The 14,777-nt window shown below is 74.1% G+C and carries 19 protein-coding genes; 13 read left to right on the top strand and 6 right to left on the bottom strand.

Going from position 1 to position 14,777, the window contains the following annotated elements; all coding sequences use genetic code 11:
* Positions 1 to 23: 23 nt before the first annotated feature.
* Both CLV28_RS05100 and CLV28_RS05105 read left to right on the top strand, forming a co-directional pair.
* On the top strand, positions 24 to 1,424 hold the full coding sequence (locus CLV28_RS05100) for a potassium transporter TrkG (protein ID WP_100422430.1): 1,401 nt from the start codon (positions 24 to 26) through the stop codon (positions 1,422 to 1,424).
* Positions 1,417 to 2,124, top strand: a complete 708-nt coding sequence (locus CLV28_RS05105) for a potassium channel family protein (RefSeq protein WP_100422111.1) — start codon at positions 1,417 to 1,419, stop codon at positions 2,122 to 2,124. The genes CLV28_RS05100 and CLV28_RS05105 overlap by 8 nt, the downstream gene beginning before the upstream one ends.
* Before the next feature lie 3 nt (positions 2,125 to 2,127).
* Here the strand turns inward: CLV28_RS05105 and CLV28_RS05110 are convergent, their stop codons facing one another.
* Positions 2,128 to 2,826, bottom strand: a complete 699-nt coding sequence (locus tag CLV28_RS05110) for a hypothetical protein (protein ID WP_239073297.1) — start codon at positions 2,824 to 2,826, stop codon at positions 2,128 to 2,130.
* 240 nt (positions 2,827 to 3,066) lie between these two features.
* Between CLV28_RS05110 and CLV28_RS15420 the strand changes: the two genes are divergently transcribed.
* From CLV28_RS15420 to crcB, 6 genes are all read left to right on the top strand, one after another.
* Positions 3,067 to 3,216, top strand: a complete 150-nt coding sequence (locus CLV28_RS15420; RefSeq protein ID WP_157802508.1) for a hypothetical protein — start codon at positions 3,067 to 3,069, stop codon at positions 3,214 to 3,216.
* Positions 3,217 to 3,379: 163 nt separating this feature from the next.
* Positions 3,380 to 5,593: a SpoIIE family protein phosphatase gene (locus tag CLV28_RS05115; RefSeq protein WP_100422112.1), complete on the top strand. Its 2,214-nt coding sequence runs from the start codon at positions 3,380 to 3,382 to the stop codon at positions 5,591 to 5,593.
* A 63-nt stretch (positions 5,594 to 5,656) separates the two neighbouring features.
* On the top strand, positions 5,657 to 6,670 hold the full coding sequence (locus CLV28_RS05120) for a sigma-70 family RNA polymerase sigma factor (RefSeq protein WP_100422113.1): 1,014 nt from the start codon (positions 5,657 to 5,659) through the stop codon (positions 6,668 to 6,670).
* A 61-nt stretch (positions 6,671 to 6,731) separates the two neighbouring features.
* Positions 6,732 to 7,313, top strand: coding sequence for a universal stress protein (locus tag CLV28_RS05125; RefSeq protein ID WP_100422114.1), 582 nt, complete (start codon positions 6,732 to 6,734; stop codon positions 7,311 to 7,313).
* The gene (locus tag CLV28_RS05130) at positions 7,310 to 7,741 is read left to right on the top strand and encodes a fluoride efflux transporter FluC (RefSeq protein WP_100422115.1); all 432 of its coding nucleotides are present in this window, start codon (positions 7,310 to 7,312) and stop codon (positions 7,739 to 7,741) included. Before CLV28_RS05125 ends, CLV28_RS05130 begins: the two co-directional genes overlap by 4 nt.
* A complete protein-coding gene (gene crcB, locus CLV28_RS05135; RefSeq protein ID WP_100422116.1) occupies positions 7,738 to 8,106 on the top strand; it encodes a fluoride efflux transporter CrcB in 369 nt (122 codons plus the stop codon). The genes CLV28_RS05130 and crcB overlap by 4 nt, the downstream gene beginning before the upstream one ends.
* An 18-nt stretch (positions 8,107 to 8,124) precedes the next feature.
* Here crcB and CLV28_RS05140 read toward each other — a convergent pair whose 3' ends face one another.
* Complete coding sequence (locus CLV28_RS05140) at positions 8,125 to 8,502, bottom strand: VOC family protein (RefSeq protein WP_100422117.1); 378 nt, start codon at positions 8,500 to 8,502, stop codon at positions 8,125 to 8,127.
* A gap of 106 nt (positions 8,503 to 8,608) precedes the next feature.
* On the opposite strand from CLV28_RS05140, the gene CLV28_RS05145 reads away from it, so the two are divergent.
* From CLV28_RS05145 to CLV28_RS05155, 3 genes are read left to right on the top strand one after another with little or no spacing between them, the layout of a single operon-like run.
* Positions 8,609 to 8,899 (top strand): hypothetical protein, encoded by a 291-nt coding sequence (locus CLV28_RS05145; protein WP_100422118.1) that lies wholly within the window; start codon positions 8,609 to 8,611, stop codon positions 8,897 to 8,899.
* Between the two features lie 38 nt (positions 8,900 to 8,937).
* Positions 8,938 to 9,906 (top strand): 5'-3' exonuclease, encoded by a 969-nt coding sequence (locus tag CLV28_RS05150; RefSeq protein ID WP_100422119.1) that lies wholly within the window; start codon positions 8,938 to 8,940, stop codon positions 9,904 to 9,906.
* Positions 9,903 to 10,634, top strand: a complete 732-nt coding sequence (locus CLV28_RS05155; RefSeq protein ID WP_239073296.1) for a nucleoside/nucleotide kinase family protein — start codon at positions 9,903 to 9,905, stop codon at positions 10,632 to 10,634. The genes CLV28_RS05150 and CLV28_RS05155 overlap by 4 nt, the downstream gene beginning before the upstream one ends.
* 24 nt (positions 10,635 to 10,658) lie before the next feature.
* Here the strand turns inward: CLV28_RS05155 and CLV28_RS15425 are convergent, their stop codons facing one another.
* From CLV28_RS15425 to CLV28_RS05160, 3 genes are read right to left on the bottom strand one after another with little or no spacing between them, the layout of a single operon-like run.
* Positions 10,659 to 10,799, bottom strand: coding sequence for a hypothetical protein (locus CLV28_RS15425; protein WP_157802509.1), 141 nt, complete (start codon positions 10,797 to 10,799; stop codon positions 10,659 to 10,661).
* Positions 10,793 to 10,960, bottom strand: a complete 168-nt coding sequence (locus CLV28_RS15430; protein WP_157802510.1) for a type II toxin-antitoxin system prevent-host-death family antitoxin — start codon at positions 10,958 to 10,960, stop codon at positions 10,793 to 10,795. The genes CLV28_RS15425 and CLV28_RS15430 overlap by 7 nt, the downstream gene beginning before the upstream one ends.
* A gap of 34 nt (positions 10,961 to 10,994) precedes the next feature.
* A complete protein-coding gene (locus tag CLV28_RS05160) occupies positions 10,995 to 12,356 on the bottom strand; it encodes an MFS transporter (RefSeq protein ID WP_100422432.1) in 1,362 nt (453 codons plus the stop codon).
* Between the two features lie 151 nt (positions 12,357 to 12,507).
* On the opposite strand from CLV28_RS05160, the gene CLV28_RS05165 reads away from it, so the two are divergent.
* Positions 12,508 to 12,771 (top strand): ribbon-helix-helix protein, CopG family, encoded by a 264-nt coding sequence (locus tag CLV28_RS05165; protein WP_157802511.1) that lies wholly within the window; start codon positions 12,508 to 12,510, stop codon positions 12,769 to 12,771.
* A gap of 29 nt (positions 12,772 to 12,800) precedes the next feature.
* Positions 12,801 to 13,217: a type II toxin-antitoxin system VapC family toxin gene (locus tag CLV28_RS05170; protein ID WP_157802512.1), complete on the top strand. Its 417-nt coding sequence runs from the start codon at positions 12,801 to 12,803 to the stop codon at positions 13,215 to 13,217.
* 21 nt (positions 13,218 to 13,238) lie between these two features.
* Here CLV28_RS05170 and CLV28_RS05175 read toward each other — a convergent pair whose 3' ends face one another.
* A complete protein-coding gene (locus tag CLV28_RS05175; RefSeq protein ID WP_100422122.1) occupies positions 13,239 to 14,717 on the bottom strand; it encodes an NAD-dependent succinate-semialdehyde dehydrogenase in 1,479 nt (492 codons plus the stop codon).
* Positions 14,718 to 14,777 lie beyond the last annotated feature (60 nt).

A 14,777-nucleotide genomic window follows, 5' to 3' on the forward strand; every position in this document is an offset into this window, starting at 1 on the left:
CGCGTCGCCCGACGCGCGGGGCGATGTCACACGGTGGACACCCCGGGGCAGGTCTACGATCGGGCATCGTGCCGAGATCGCGGAGCTGGTTGAGCGTGCGACTGCGCGGGCTGCACCCCGCCCAGGTCATCGTGCTGGGGTTCTTCACCGCGCTCGCGCTCGGCACCGCCGCGCTCATGCTGCCGATCGCGTCCGTCGGCCCGGGCGGCGCGTCGTTCATGGAGTCGCTGTTCACGGCCGCGTCGGCGGTGTGCGTGACGGGACTCGCGGTGGTCGACACCCCGACCTACTGGACCGGGTTCGGCCACGTCGTCATCCTCGCGCTGATCCAGATCGGCGGCCTCGGCGTCATGACGTTCGCGACGGTCCTGGGCATGCTCGTGGCACGCCGCATGGGCATGCGCTCGCGGTTGTCCGCGGCGGCCGAGGTCAAGTCGACCGCGCTCGGGGGCGTACGCCGGCTGCTCCAGCGGGTCGTGCGCACGGCGCTCGTGATCGAGGGCGTCGTCGCGGTCGTGCTGTGGGTGCGCTGGTGGGCGCTGGGCGAGGAGCCGCTGCGCGCCGCGTGGCTCGCGGTGTTCCACGCGGTCTCGGCGTTCAACAACGCGGGGTTCGCGCTGTGGTCGGACTCCCTCATCGGATACTCGTCGGACCCGTTGATCCTGCTGCCCCTGTGCGCCGCGGTGATCCTCGGCGGCCTCGGGTTCCCCGTGCTGCTCGAGCTGCGCCGCGAGCTGCGCACGCCCCTGCACTGGACCATGAACACGCGCGTCGTCCTGCTCGCCTCGGGCGCGCTGCTCGTGCTCGGCACGCTGTTCTTCACCGCGTCGGAGTGGCGCAACCCCGGGACGCTCGGCCCGATGGGTGTGGCGGACAAGGTGCTCAGCGGGTTCACGCAGTCCGTCATGGCGCGCACCGCCGGGTTCAACAGCATCGACACGTCCCAGATGACGTCGACGAGCTGGTTCGGCACCGACATCCTGATGTTCATCGGCGCGGGCCCGGCCGGCACGGGCGGCGGCATCAAGGTCACGACCTTCGCGATCCTGTACTTCATCATCCTGACCGAGGTGCGCGGCGACGTCGCGGTGCACGTGCTCGGCAAGCGCCTGCCCCGCTCGACGCACCGCCAGGCGATCAGCGTCGCGCTGCTCGCGGTGGGCCTCGTGGTCGGCTCGACGATGGTGCTGCTGACGATCGAGGACTACGGTCTGGATCGCACGCTCTTCGAGGTGATCTCGGCGTTCGCGACCGTGGGCCTGTCGACCGGCATCACGGCCGACCTGCCGACCACGGCCCAGCTGATCCTCGTCGGGCTCATGTTCGTGGGTCGCCTCGGGCCCATCACGCTCGCGACGTCGCTCGTCCTGCGCCGCCGCACGCGCCTGTACGACCTCCCCAAGGAAAGGCCGATCATTGGTTAGCTCGAGCAGGTCACCCTGGTTCGGCCAGCGCCCTCCGCAGCGTCTCGCGGAGGCCGACTCGGTCGTCGTCATCGGCCTCGGCCGGTTCGGCACCTCCCTCGCGCTCGAGCTCATGGACACGGGCATCGACGTGCTCGGCATCGACGTGGACGAGGAGAGGGTGCAGTCGCTCAACGGTCGCCTCACGCACGTCGTGCGCGCCGACGCGACCAAGGAGGAGGTGCTGCGCCAGCTCGCGGTGCACGAGTACGACCGCGCGGTGGTGGGGATCGGCACCCACATCGAGTCGTCGATCCTCGTGACCTCGCGGCTGCTGCGGTTCGGGGACGTGACCGTGTGGGCCAAGGCGATCAGCACGCCGCACGGCGAGATCCTCGAGCAGCTCGGCGTGCCGCACATCATCTACCCCGAGCACGACATGGGCCGCCGCGTCGCCCACCTCGTGCGCGGCGCGATCCTCGACTACGTGGAGTTCGAGGACGGGTTCGTCATGATCAAGACGAACCCGCCCGCGGCCTACGTGGGCGTCCCGCTCGGCGGCTCCGACCTGCGCCCCAAGCACGACGTCACGATCGTCGCCGTTCGCCCCGAGGGCGGGCGCTGGTCGTACGCGAGCAACACGACCGTGCTGGCCGAGACGGACCGGATCATCGTCGCGGGCGACGTCGACAAGGCCGAGGCGTTCAGCCGGATGCGCTGAACGTCAGACGTCGGCCCCGGCCGGGCGGACGACGTCCGCCCAGTCCGCGGGGACGAGAGCGGTCGGCGGGTCGTCGACCGCCGCCCAGCCGCGGCAGTCCGCGATCGTGTCGACGAGCAGGTCGCGCATGAGCAGGTCCGGGTCGAACACCGACGCCTCGCCGAGCGCCTGGACCGACACCGCGACGATGCTCGGGGCGGCGTCGCGCACGAAGCGTGACGGCCGCACCTTGCCGCCCCAGCAGAAGCGCTCGGCCCACGCCGTGACCTCGGGCGCGGCCGCGAGCGCCTCCTGCGAGCGTGCCGAGCGCGTGCCCGGCGGGCGGTCGTCGAGCACGTCGAGCATGCGCTCCGCGCCGAGGATCGACACGGCGAGCGTCTGCCGACGGTCGTCGGGCGCCACGGGGAACGCGGTGGTCGCCGCACGCAGCGCGATCAGCACGTCCCAGTGCGGGTCCTTGCTCGTCAGGCCGATGACCGACGGCACGTGCGGCGCGAGGAGCGGACGCCCCGCGTTCGACGTGAGGTCGTTGACCGCTCGGGCCATCATCGCGAGCAGCGGGTGGGTGCAGGCCGGGTGGTCGGTCCACTTCTCGCCCGCCAGGTACGAGGCGAGCTCCATGAAGCACGCGCCGCGCCGGGGGTTGCGGTGCTTGCCGCGTCCCAGCATCGGCAGCAGGTCGTACGATCCGATCGCGTTCATCCCGGACTCCTCCGGACGAGCAGACAGGTGGATCTCCAGTGTGCTCCCGGCCCCGGCGACGCGCAACGGGCTGCGGCAGGCGGCCTGCCGGCGGCAGCGTGCGGGCCGGGCGAGCGGCTGCGGCGCGTCGTGGATCCGGTGTCACGACACGGCCCCGCGGCGCTCCCTCGGTGGTGAGGGGACGGACCCGACGTCCCGGGGTCCGCCGGACCTCGCGGGCCTCCCCGACGAGGAGCGGTCATGTCCCTGCCAGGAGAGTTCATCAAGGCGGACCTGAAGTACCACGAGGAGCACCTGCGCAGCGACCTGCACCGCGGCGAGGGGCCGATCCTGCACTGGGTCCGCGCGCACACCCCGCACCGCGGCGGGCGCGGCACCGGCGTCCGCTGATCCCGTCCCCGTCCACGTCCCCGGGCACGAGCCCCGGGGCGCGGCCGGGGTCGCGGCTGGGGGCTGTCGCGGCCCGAGGTGAACGGGTGAAAACACACCGGGGCGCGCGAAATTGTCGAGGCCCTCACCGCTCGCCGGGCCAAAACCTCGACATACTGGACCGATGACCCGGGTGGAGGCGGTGCGCGACCTCGTCGAGGCAGGCCTCGACTCGGCCGCGCCCGACCCCTCGTTCGACCGGTTCGCGCGGCTCGTGCGCCGGCACCTGGGCACCCCGCTCGCCGCCGTGGTCATCGTGCTCGACGACGCCGACGTCTTCCCGGGCGCGCTCGGCCTGAACGACACGCTGCAGCGCGAGCGCCGCCTGCAGGGGCACCGGTCGCTCGCCCGCATCGTCGTCGAGGACGGCGCCCCGCTCGTGATCGACGACATCACGCGCGACGCGCGGGCCCGGGTCGCGACGACGGTCGCCCTCCTGGGCGTCGGCGCATTCGTCGGCTACCCGATCCACGACCTGCGCGGTCGTCCCGTGGGTGCGCTGTGCGCCGCCGACACCGCCTCACGGGTGTGGAGCGCGGAGGACCGTGCCGCCCTCGCCGACCTCGCGGCGGCCTGTACGGCCGAGCTCGGCATGCGTGCGGAGCGCGAGCGGGCACGACGCATCCAGCACGTCGCGGTGCGCGCCAACCGCAAGAGCCGCGCGCTGCTCATGCTGTCCGAGGCGTTCGCCGACGCCGGGTCCGTGAGCGACGTCGAGGAGACGCTGTCGCGCGTCGCGATGGCAGGGCTGGGCGCCCGGTGGACGGGGCTCGCGCTGCTCGACGCCGACGGGAAGTCCCTCGCATACGCGTCGAACACGTTCCTGCCGCCCGGCGAGGCCGCTGCTGCGCTCGTGACGCCGCTCGACGCCGAGTCGCCGCTCACGCAGGCCGCGCGCACGGGCGAGCTGTGCCAGTTCCACGACGCCGCGAGCGTGCTGCGCGCGTTCCCCGGCGCGTCGATCGACGCGTGCACGGGCGCGCGCGTGGTGCTGCCGCTGCACTCGGGCCGGCGCCTGGTGGGCGTGGTGTGCGTGGTGTGGGGTGCGGCGCACGAGACCGACGACGACGAGCGCTCGGTCGAGCTCGCGCTCGCGCGGTACACCGTGCAGGCCCTCGACCGCGTGCGACTGCTCGAGGACCGTCGCGCGGTCGCGACGACGCTCCAGGCGGCGATGCTGACCAAGCTGCCCGCGGTCGCGGGGCTCGAGCTCGCCTCGACCTACTCGCCCGCCGCGCGCTCGGACCAGGTGGGCGGCGACTGGTACGACGCCGTCGTGCTGGACGACGACGCCGCGGTGCTCATGATCGGCGACGTCACGGGCCACGACATGCGCGCCGCGGCCGTCATGGGCCAGCTGCGGTCGATGCTGCGCACGTTCGCGTGGAGCCAGGACGAGTCGCCCGCGACGCTCCTGCGCCTGCTCGACCGCGCCAACACGGGGCTCGGGCTCGACGCGACGGGCACGGCCGTGGTGGCCCGGCTCGACCGCCGCAACGACCCGGCCCGGCCCGGGCACGTGCTGACGTGGTCGTCGGCCGGCCACATCGCCCCGGTCGTGCTGCGCGCCGACGGCACGGCCGAGATCCTCTCGGGCGCGCCCGACTTCATGCTGGGCGTCGCGCCGGGCTCCGACCGCGCCGACCACACCGCGTGGCTCTCCCCCGGCGACACGCTCGTGCTGTTCACCGACGGCCTCGTCGAGCAGCGCGCCGCTCTCACGGGCGTCGACGTCGACGCGCTCGTGCAGGCCGCGGCCGCGTACGGCGACGGATCGACCGCGGCGCTGCCCGACGCGCTCGTGCGCCGCCTCGTGGGCGAGCGCCAGCGCGACGACGTCGCGGTGCTCGCGGTGCGCGTGCGCCACGGTGCGGCGACCCGGCCCGCGACGAACGCCGACCCGGTCGCGCGCTCGCGCGACGTCGGCCCCGGTCGGGCCTCGGCGGGCAACGCGCGCCGGTGGGTCGACGACCTGCTCGAGAGCTGCGGCGTGGCCTCGCGCCTGCGCCGCGACGCGATGCTGCTCACGAGCGAGCTCGTGACCAACGCGCTGCACCACGGCGAGCTGCCCGTGCGCCTCGGGGTCCGTGTCGACGACGACCAGGTGCGCGTCGCCGTCGCGGACGCGTCGCCCGAGCACCCGGTGCTGCAGGACCCGTCGCCGTACGCGGGCGGCGGGCGCGGCATGCAGCTCGTCGCACGGTTCTCGTCGGCGTGGGGCGTCGAGCCCGCGGACGACGGGGGGCCGGGCAAGTCCGTGTGGTTCACGCTCGCGCGCGAGCTTCCCGTGCCGCGTCGCGTGCGACCCGTCGCGCACCGTGTCGGGGGCCGCGCGTAGCGTGTGAGGTGGACCACGTCCGCCGCGCGTCGAGCTCCCGGCGCGCCACCCCGAGGAGCAGGCATGACCGAGACAATCGCAGCGGGCACGGCTGTCACGACCCGCGACGACCTCCCCACGCTCGACGGCCTGGGCGACGCGCTCGACGCGTACCGCCGCGAGCTCACGGGCTACTGCTACCGGATGCTCGGCTCGTCGTTCGAGGCCGACGACGCGGTGCAGGACACCTTCGTGCGCGCCTGGCGCTCGTACGAGCGCTTCGAGGGCCGCTCGTCGTTGCGCTCGTGGCTCTACCGCATCGCGACCAACGTGTGCTTCGACGCGCTCGCGGGCCGGCAGCGGCGCGAGCGTCCCGTCGACATGACCGCGGCGCGCACCGCCGAGCTCGAGAACCTCGGCGACGTGCTGCCCGAGGACAGGTTCGTCCAGCCCGTCGCCGACGACTCGGTGCTGCCGCTCGACGGCGACCCGGCCGACGTCGCGGTGGGCAGGGAGTCGATCCGGCTCGCCTTCGTCGCCGCGATCCAGCACCTGCCGCCCAAGCAGCGTGCGGTCCTGATCCTGCGCGAGGTGCTGCGCTGGCGCGCCGACGAGGTCGCCACGCTGCTCGACACCACGGTCGCGTCGGTCAACAGCGCGCTGCAGCGGGCCCGGGCGACGCTCGCCGCGCGCACGCGCTGGAGCTCGGGGGCGCCGTCCGCGGTCGAGGCGGCCCTGCTCGCGCGGTACGTCGACGCGTTCGAGCGGTACGACATGGACGCGCTCGTCGCGCTGCTGCACGAGGACGCGACCCTCTCGATGCCGCCCTACGACCTGTGGCTGCGCGGCGCGCCCGAGGTCGTGCGCTGGATGGTCGGCCCCGGGCACGGGTGTCGCGGCTCGCGGCTCGTGCCCGTCGCAGCGAACGGGTCGGTCGCGTTCGGCCAGTACCGCCCGTCGCCCACCGGCGGGCACGACGCCTGGGCGCTGCAGGTGCTCGACCTCGACGCCGACGGCCGCGTGACCGGCATCGTCGCGTTCCTGGAGGTCGGCACCCACTTCCCCCGCTTCGGGCTGCCGCTGCACCTCGACGCCTGAGCCCCGGCGTCGGGCGCCCGCACGGCGCCCCTGCCGCGGGCGCCGACGATACGGTGGACGCATGACGCACGGCGGCCGCCCGGCGGCGCACGACCCGGACCACCCGCACGGCGACGGGAGCCCCGGCTCCGGGCCGGTCGTGGTGGGCGTGCACCCCGGCCAGGGGCAGGACGTCGCCCGGCGGGCCGCGCAGCTCGCGCGCCGTCTCGGCGTGGGCCTGGTGTGCGTGTGGGTCGACCCGGCGAGCGTCCTGGAGCACGACGCGGACGGCGCGCGCGTCGTCGTCCCGCTCGACCCGGACGGCGACGCCTGGGCGGGCGACGACGCCCTGCGCGCGGACCTCGCCGCGCAGCTCGACGGCACCGGGGTCGCGTGGTCGTACGAGCGCACCGCGGGCGAGGTGCGCGACGGGATCGTCGCGGCCGCCGAGGCGCACGACGCGACGCTCGTGGTCGTCGGGACGCACAAGCCCGGGTTCGGCCGGTGGATGGAGACCGTGATCGGCACGTCCGTCGCGGGGCGCCTCGCGCACTCGCAGCACCGGCCCGTGACGGTGCTGCCGAACCTGCACCACGACCACCGGGTCGACGACCGCCGGCGCGGCGATGACAGGACCGACGACGACGGGACCGACGCCCGGTGACCGCAGAGTCCTCGCGGCCCCCGCGGCCCGCGCACGCGCAGCCCGCGCTCGTCGCCCTCGTGGTGCTCGGCGGGGCGGTCGGCACGGCCGGGCGGTACGGGCTCGCGCTCGCCGTCCCGACGGTCGCGGGCTGGCCGCTCGCGACCCTCACCGCGAACGTCGTCGGGGCGTTCTGCCTGGGCCTGCTGCTCGAGGCGCTCGTGCGCCGCGGCCCCGAGACCACGGGCCTGCGGCGCGTGCGGCTCGGCGTCGGGACGGGCGCGCTCGGCGGGTTCACGACATTCTCGTCGCTCGCGTTCGAGATCGAGCGGCTCCTCGCGGGCGGTGACGTCGCGACCGCGCTCGGGTACGCCGCGGCGACGCTCGTGCTCGGCGCGCTCGCCTGCACGGGTGGCGTCGTGCTCGCAGCGCGGGGCGCACGCGCATGACGTTCGTGCTGGTGTGCGTGTGCGGCGGCCTGGGCGCCGGGGCGCGCTTCGTGACCGACGGCGTGATCCGGGCGCGCTGGCGCACCGCCTTCCCGTGGGCGACGTTCACGATCAACGTGCTGGGATCGTTCGTGATCGGCGTCGTCATGGGCGCCGTGATCCACCACGACGCCCCCGAGGCCTGGCACCTGTACGCCGCGACCGGGTTCTGCGGCGGGTTCACCACGTTCTCGACCGCGATGGTCGAGACGGTGCGGCTCGCGCAGTCGGACCGCGGGCGGCTCGCGCTCGCCAACGCGCTCGGCACCACGGTCGCGGCCGTCGCGGCCGCGGCGCTCGGCATCGCGCTCGCCGCCGCGCTGTAGTGCCGCGCCCGACGCCGGTCAGCGCGCGTCGTCCGCCAGCACGGACAGGACGTTGCCCGCGGGGTCGGTGAACCACGCGATCTCCGGGCCGCCGCCGCGGAACACCCCGTCGTCGTCGACCGCCGTGGGTGTGCCCTCGTACGTCTCGAACTCGACGCCGCGCGCCCTCAGCTCGGCCACGGCCGCCGCGACGTCGGGCACGGGGAAGTTGAGGATCGTGAAGGACGCCGGCCGGTGCGCCTCGCCCTTGGGGTAGACGAGCACGTCGACGCCCGGAGCGATGGTCACGCGCAGCATGTCGTCGCCCTCGACGGGCAGGCCGAGCACGTCGCCGTAGAAGGCGCGCGCCGCGGGGACGTCGTCGACCGAGAACCCGCTGAACCCGGTGGTGAACATGGTTGCTCCGCTCCGGCCGTCGGGCGACGGCCTCCGAGGGGCAGACCGTCCCCCGGGCCGGAACTCATCGCCGACCAGCCGCGGGCCGCTGTGGGAGGCTGGGTCGGTGCCGTCGTACCGCGTGACCCTCGCCGTCGGGGCGCTCGACCGCTCGACGGACCCGGCCACCGTGCTCCCCGCGACCGCGGATGCCGTGGCCGCGCTCGCGACGGTCGAGGCGACCGACATCGCGGTCGTGCGCGGCCAGGCCCGGATCACGGTGCGGTTCATGGTCGACACCGACGTCGCGGCCGCGCAGGTCGGGCTCGCCGCGTACCACCGGGTCGAGGAGATGGCCGAGGCGTCGCCGCCCAGGGTCACGCGCCGGTGGGGCAACCGGTGGCACCCGCTGCGCTGACGCCGTCCGCGTCGCCCCCCACCGCTACCGTGGGGCGCATGACCGACCGCCCCGAGAAGCTGCTGCTGCTCGACACCGCCTCGCTGTACTTCCGCGCGTTCTACGGCGTCCCGGACTCGCTGCGCGCGCCCGACGGGTCGCCGGTGAACGCCGTCCGCGGGCTGCTCGACATGATCGCGACGCTCGTGACCGAGTACCGGCCGACGCGGCTCGTCGCCTGCTGGGACGACGACTGGCGGCCCGCGTTCCGGGTCGCGGCGATCCCCAGCTACAAGGCGCACCGCGTCGCGACGCCCGCGGGCGGCTCGGCCGGCGGGTCGGACGCCGGCGACGTCGAGGAGGTGCCCGACGCGCTCACGCCGCAGGTCGCGGTGATCGTCGAGGTGCTCGCGGCGCTCGGCATCGCCCGCGTGGGCGTGCCCGGCTACGAGGCGGACGACGTGATCGGCACGCTCGTCGCGCGCGAGCTCGCGTCCGGGTCGGGCGTGCCGGTCGACGTCGTCACGGGCGACCGCGACCTGTTCCAGCTCGTCGACGACGCCGCGGGCGTGCGCGTGCTCTACCCCGCCCGCGGCGTCAAGGACCTCACGGTCGTCGACGAGGCGCTGCTGCGCGAGAAGTACGCGGTCGCCTCGGGCCGTGCGTACGCCGAGATGGCGACGCTGCGCGGCGACCCCTCGGACGGGCTGCCGGGCGTCGCGGGCATCGGCGAGAAGACCGCCGCGAAGCTGCTCGACCGGTACGGCTCGCTCGACGGGATCCTCGCCGCGCGCGACGACGAGTCCGACAAGGGCCTGACCGCGACGCAGCGTCGCCGCCTCGTCGAGGCCGCCGACTACCTGGCCGTCGCGCCCGTGGTCGTGACCGTCGCCCCCGACGCCCCCGTGGGCGAGGTGTCGGACGCCGTCCCCGCGGCCCCGGCCGACCCCGCGGCCCTCGACGCGCTGACCGAGCGCTGGGGGCTGCGCTCGAGCGTGCAGCGCGTGCTGGGTGCGCTGGGCTCGTGATCGCCGAGCTCACCGACCGCATCGCCGCCGAGCAGCGTCTCGCAGGCCGGCCGATCGTCGTCGGCGTCTCGGGGTACGGGGGGTCGGGCAAGTCGACCCTCGCGAGGCGGATCGTCGCCGCGGTGCCGGGCGCGGTCCGGATGCGCGGTGACGACTTCCTCGATCCGGTGCGCTCGCACCGGCGCTCGACCGACTGGGACGGCGTCGAGCGTGAGCGCCTCGTCACGGAGGTGCTCACGCCGTTCCGCGAGAGCCGTGCATCGACGTTCCGGCGTTTCGACTGGGGCGTGCGTGCGCTCGGCGCCCCGGAGCCCGTGCCCGTCGCCGACGTGATGGTGGTCGACCTGATCGGGCTGTTCCACCCTGACGCGTCGCCCGCGCTGGACGTCGCGGTGTGGTGCGACGTCGACCTGGCGACCGCGACGTCCCGCGGCATGGCGCGCGACGCCGATCTCGGGCGGCGGCACGACGCCCTGTGGAACGAGGTCTGGGTGCCGAACGAGCGCGACTTCGAGGCGCGGTTCGCGCCGCGGGACCGGGCCGACCTGCTGGTCGACGTCCGCATCGACACGGCCTCGACGCCTGCGGGAGCCGAGGCGGCGGGCACCGGCTCGGGCGCCTCCTGGACCGTGCGCGGCATGTTGTTGCCGGTCACGACGCCGCGCTCGTTCCACTCCACGGACGTCCGCGCCGCGATGAGCGACGGGGTCGCGACGAGGGCCAGGTGAACCTCACCGCAGAGGGCGTATCCGTCACAGGCCGAGGGCGGCGTAGAGCGCGTCAGCGTCGATGCGCTCCCCGTCGTCCTCAGCCCGCGCCTGCGCCACGGCGAGGCTGTCCACGAGTTCCTCGAGGCGCTCGAGGTGCTCCAATTCGTCCATCCCCATCAGCACGCCGGCAGGCCGGCAGGCCGACCGTTACGGGTGATGACGATGCGCTCGTGACCGAAGTTCGCCCGCGAGAGCAGATGGGACCAGTCCGCACGGCCTTCTCGCGTGCTGACGACGGCGGAAGCCGTCCGGGGCACCCACGCGAGTTCGACGATCGGTTCCATGCATCGACGATACGTCAGAGTGGCCCGCGGGAGCCTAGGCGGCGGGCACCGGCTCGGGCGCCTCCTGGACCGTGCGCGGCATGCACAGCGCCGCCGCGAGCGTCGCGACGGCGGCGACCGCGACCGCGACGAACACCACCTGCGAGGCGTCGCCGACGACGGCGGGGTCGCCCGCGCCGTCCGCCCCGAGGACGTTGTTGGCGAGCGCTCCGAAGATCGCGACGCCGACGGCGCTGCCGATGGACCGCGCGAACATGTTGTTGCCCGTCACGACGCCGCGCTCGTTCCACGGCACGGACGTCTGCGCCGCGATGAGCGACGGGGTCGCGACGAGGCCGAGGCCGAGGCCGACCACGAACGTCGAGAGCGCGACCGACACGACCGACGGCGAGCCGGCGAGGAACGCCATGAGGAGCGTCCCGGTGATCGCGAGACCCATCCCGATGAGCACGGTGCGACGGAACCCGATGCGCAGGTACAGGCGCCCGGACAACGAGGCCGCGATCGGCCACCCGAGGGTCAGCGCGGCGATCGCGAGCCCGGACACGAGAGGCGAGACGCCGAGGGTGCCCTCGAGGAAGGTCGGCACGAACGACGTCAGACCGATGAGGATCGCGCCGACGCCGAGCGCGACCAGGGCGGTCGAGAGCAGCAGGCGTCGCGAGAACACCCACAGCGGCAGCACGGGCTCGGGGGCGCGACGCTCGACGAGCACGAACGCGACGAGCAGGACGCCGCCGAGGGCGAACCCGCCGATCGACTGCCAGGAGCCCCAGGCCCACGCCTGCCCGCCCTCGAGCACGCTGAGGATCAGCAGGGTCAGGGACGTCGTCAGCAGGGTCGCGCCCGCGTAGTCGATGCGGTGCGTCGTCTTCTCGATCGTCTCGTCGAAGCTGCGCACGATGAGGTACCCGGCGAGCAGGCACAGCGGGACGTTGACGAAGAAGATCCAGCGCCAGATGCCGAGCTCCGAGAACACCCCGCCGAGGGTCGGGCCGACGACCGACGAGATCGCCCAGACGCTCGCGAGGTAGCCCTGGACCTTGGCGCGCTCGGCGAGCGTGTAGATGTCGCCCGCGATCGTGATCGCCATGGGCTGGACCGCGCCGGCCCCGAGGCCCTGGACCGCGCGGAACGCGATGAGCGCGGGCATGGACCACGCGAGGCCGCACAGCAGCGAGCCCAGCAGGAACAGACCGATCCCCAGCAGGACGATCGGCTTGCGGCCCACCACGTCGGAGAGCTTGGCGTACACCGGCACCGACACGGCCTGCGCGAGCAGGTACACCGAGAACAGCCACGGGAACTGCGCGAACCCGCCGAGGTCGTCGACGATCGTCGGGACGGCGGTCGCGAGGATCGTCGCGTCGATCGCGATGAGCCCGGTCGTCATCATCAGGGCGATCAGGATGGGGCCGCGCTCGGACCGGAAGCCCACGTCAGAAGTCACGACGTGCGCAACCGCGCGGAGCCCGACGGTGTTCCCGGGCAATCTTCTCGTGCACAGCGACGGTACGCAGCATGCATACTCCTGCTAACGTATGAGCATGTCCTTGCTCGAACGACGCCTGCAGATCCTGGTAGACCAGGAGCGGTACGCCCGCCTCGAGGCGGAGGCGACTGCGCGAGGCTCATCGGTGGCCACGGTCGTCCGCGAAGCGATCGACCAGCACTTCGCGTCGGACGTCGCCCTGCGGGCCTCCGCCGCGCGTGACTTCCTGGCCGAACCATTGACGGACGCCGGGCCCGAGCCCGACTGGGCCGAGTCCAAGCGCGCCTTGGTCGGCGACATCGCGCCACAGGTACCGTGACGACGACCGGATCTCGGCGCGAGGGCGTCGTGGGCGGGCGCACGCTCGTCGACACGGCAGTGTTCGCCTACGCGCTCGGTGGGGCGCACGAGCAGCGCGACGCATGCCGAGCGGTCATCGCCGCCGCCGAACGGGGAGTCGTCGAGCTGCACGCGAGCATCGAGCTCGTGCAGGAGCTGGTCCACCACCGGATGCGGCGGACAAACCGTGCGGACGCGGTACGGCAGGCGCAGCTCGCTGCCGCGGTCTGCGTGCTCCACCCCTTCGATCGTGCCGTTCTCGACCGTTCCCTGGCGCTCGTCGCGCGCACAACGCTCGGCGGACGGGACGCCGTGCACGCCGCGACGGGCCTCCTGCTCGGCATCTCCGTCATCCTCTCGCCAGACCGTGACTATGACGGCGTCCCGGGGCTTCGACGTGTGGACCCGGTCGACCTCGAACTCTGACGCCGTGGGGCCCTCAGCGCCTCAGTCGGGCAGCGCGACCGCGACGTACTTGGTCGACAGGTACTCCTCGATCCCCTCGACGCCACCCTCGCGCCCGTACCCGCTCGCCTTGACCCCGCCGAACGGCGCCGCCGGGTTCGACACGATGCCCGCGTTGAGCCCGACCATCCCGGTCTCGAGCGCCTCGCTGACCCGGATCGCACGGTCGAGCGACCGCGTGAACACGTACGCCGTCAGGCCCAGCTCGGTGTCGTTCGCGGCCCGCACGGCCTCGGCGTCGTCGTCGAACACGGTGATCGGCGCGACGGGCCCGAACACCTCCTCGCGCAGGATCCGCGCCTCGCCCGTCACGCCGGTGATCACCGTCGGCCGGTAGAAGTACCCCGGCCCGTCGACCGCCGTGCCGCCCGTGAGCACGCGCCCGCCGGTCGAGACCGCGTCGTCGACGAGCTCGGCGACCTTGTCGCGCGTCGAGGCGTCCACGAGCGGGCCGACGTCGGTCCCCTCGGCCGTCCCGTGCCCGAGCGTGAGCGCCGCGAAGCGGTCCGCGAGCCGCGCGGCGAACTCGTCCGCGACGTCGCGGTGCACGTGGAACCGGTTGGCCGCGGTGCACGCCTCGCCCACGTTGCGCATCTTCGCGAGCATCGCGCCCTCGACCGCGGCGTCGAGGTCCGCGTCGGCGAACACCAGGAACGGCGCGTTGCCGCCGAGCTCCATCGACACGCGCAGCAGGTTCTGCGCGGCCTTGGCCGCGATGCCCCGGCCCACGTCGGTCGAGCCCGTGAACGAGACCTTGCGCAGCCGGGGGTCGGCGAGCAGACGGTCGACCACGTCGCCCGTCGAGCGCGTCGTGACGACGTTCAGCACGCCGTCCGGCAGGCCCGCCTCGGCGAGGATCCCCGCGAGCGCGAGCATCGACAGCGGCGTCGCCGACGCCGGCTTGACCACCACGGTGCAGCCGGCGGCGAGCGCCGGCCCGATCTTGCGGGTGCCCATCGCGAGCGGGAAGTTCCAGGGCGTGACGAACAGGCACGGGCCCACGGGCTGCTTCATGGTGAGCAGTCGCGACCCGCCGGCGGGGGCCGTCGACCAGCGTCCCGCGATCCGCACCGCCTCCTCCGAGAACCACCGGAAGAACTCGGCCGCGTACGCGATCTCGGCGCGCGACTCCGCGAGGGACTTGCCCATCTCGAGCGTCATGATCGTCGCGAGCTCGTCGGTGCGCTCCACGACCAGCTCGAACGCGCGCCGCAGCACCTCGCCGCGTTCGCGCGGCGGTGTCGCGGCCCACTCGGCCTGGGTGGCCACGGCCGCGTCGAGCGCGGTGACGGCGTCCGCCACCGTGGCGTCGGGGACGCGCGCGAGCTCGTTGCCGTTCGCCGGGTCGGTCACGGCGAACGTGCCCCCGCCCGTGGCGTCGCGCCACCGCCCGCCGATCCACAGCTGCGTGGGGACGGCGGGGAGCGTGGCCTGGGCTGCGGTGCGGATCTCGGTGCTCATGCGCCCACTGTCACCACGTGCGCAGCGGCACGCAAGATCTCCCCTGCCCGTCCGGCGCGC

The sequence above is a fragment of the Sediminihabitans luteus genome, from assembly GCF_002797595.1.
Lineage (GTDB): Bacteria > Actinomycetota > Actinomycetes > Actinomycetales > Cellulomonadaceae > Paraoerskovia > Paraoerskovia lutea.

Bases quoted from the DNA above. Each gene is read 5' to 3' on its own strand.
- CLV28_RS05100 (WP_100422430.1), top strand. From the start codon at position 24: ATGTCACACGGTGGACACCCCGGGGCAGGTCTACGATCGGGCATCGTG.
- CLV28_RS05110 (WP_239073297.1), bottom strand. From the start codon at position 2,826: ATGAACGCGATCGGATCGTACGACCTGCTGCCGATGCTGGGACGCGGC.
- CLV28_RS15420 (WP_157802508.1), top strand. From the start codon at position 3,067: ATGTCCCTGCCAGGAGAGTTCATCAAGGCGGACCTGAAGTACCACGAG.
- CLV28_RS05115 (WP_100422112.1), top strand. From the start codon at position 3,380: ATGACCCGGGTGGAGGCGGTGCGCGACCTCGTCGAGGCAGGCCTCGAC.
- CLV28_RS05120 (WP_100422113.1), top strand. From the start codon at position 5,657: ATGACCGAGACAATCGCAGCGGGCACGGCTGTCACGACCCGCGACGAC.
- CLV28_RS05125 (WP_100422114.1), top strand. From the start codon at position 6,732: ATGACGCACGGCGGCCGCCCGGCGGCGCACGACCCGGACCACCCGCAC.
- crcB (WP_100422116.1), top strand. From the start codon at position 7,738: ATGACGTTCGTGCTGGTGTGCGTGTGCGGCGGCCTGGGCGCCGGGGCG.
- CLV28_RS05140 (WP_100422117.1), bottom strand. From the start codon at position 8,502: ATGTTCACCACCGGGTTCAGCGGGTTCTCGGTCGACGACGTCCCCGCG.
- CLV28_RS05150 (WP_100422119.1), top strand. From the start codon at position 8,938: ATGACCGACCGCCCCGAGAAGCTGCTGCTGCTCGACACCGCCTCGCTG.
- CLV28_RS15430 (WP_157802510.1), bottom strand. From the start codon at position 10,960: ATGGAACCGATCGTCGAACTCGCGTGGGTGCCCCGGACGGCTTCCGCC.
- CLV28_RS05160 (WP_100422432.1), bottom strand. From the start codon at position 12,356: ATGATGACGACCGGGCTCATCGCGATCGACGCGACGATCCTCGCGACC.
- CLV28_RS05165 (WP_157802511.1), top strand. From the start codon at position 12,508: ATGTCCTTGCTCGAACGACGCCTGCAGATCCTGGTAGACCAGGAGCGG.
- CLV28_RS05175 (WP_100422122.1), bottom strand. From the start codon at position 14,717: ATGAGCACCGAGATCCGCACCGCAGCCCAGGCCACGCTCCCCGCCGTC.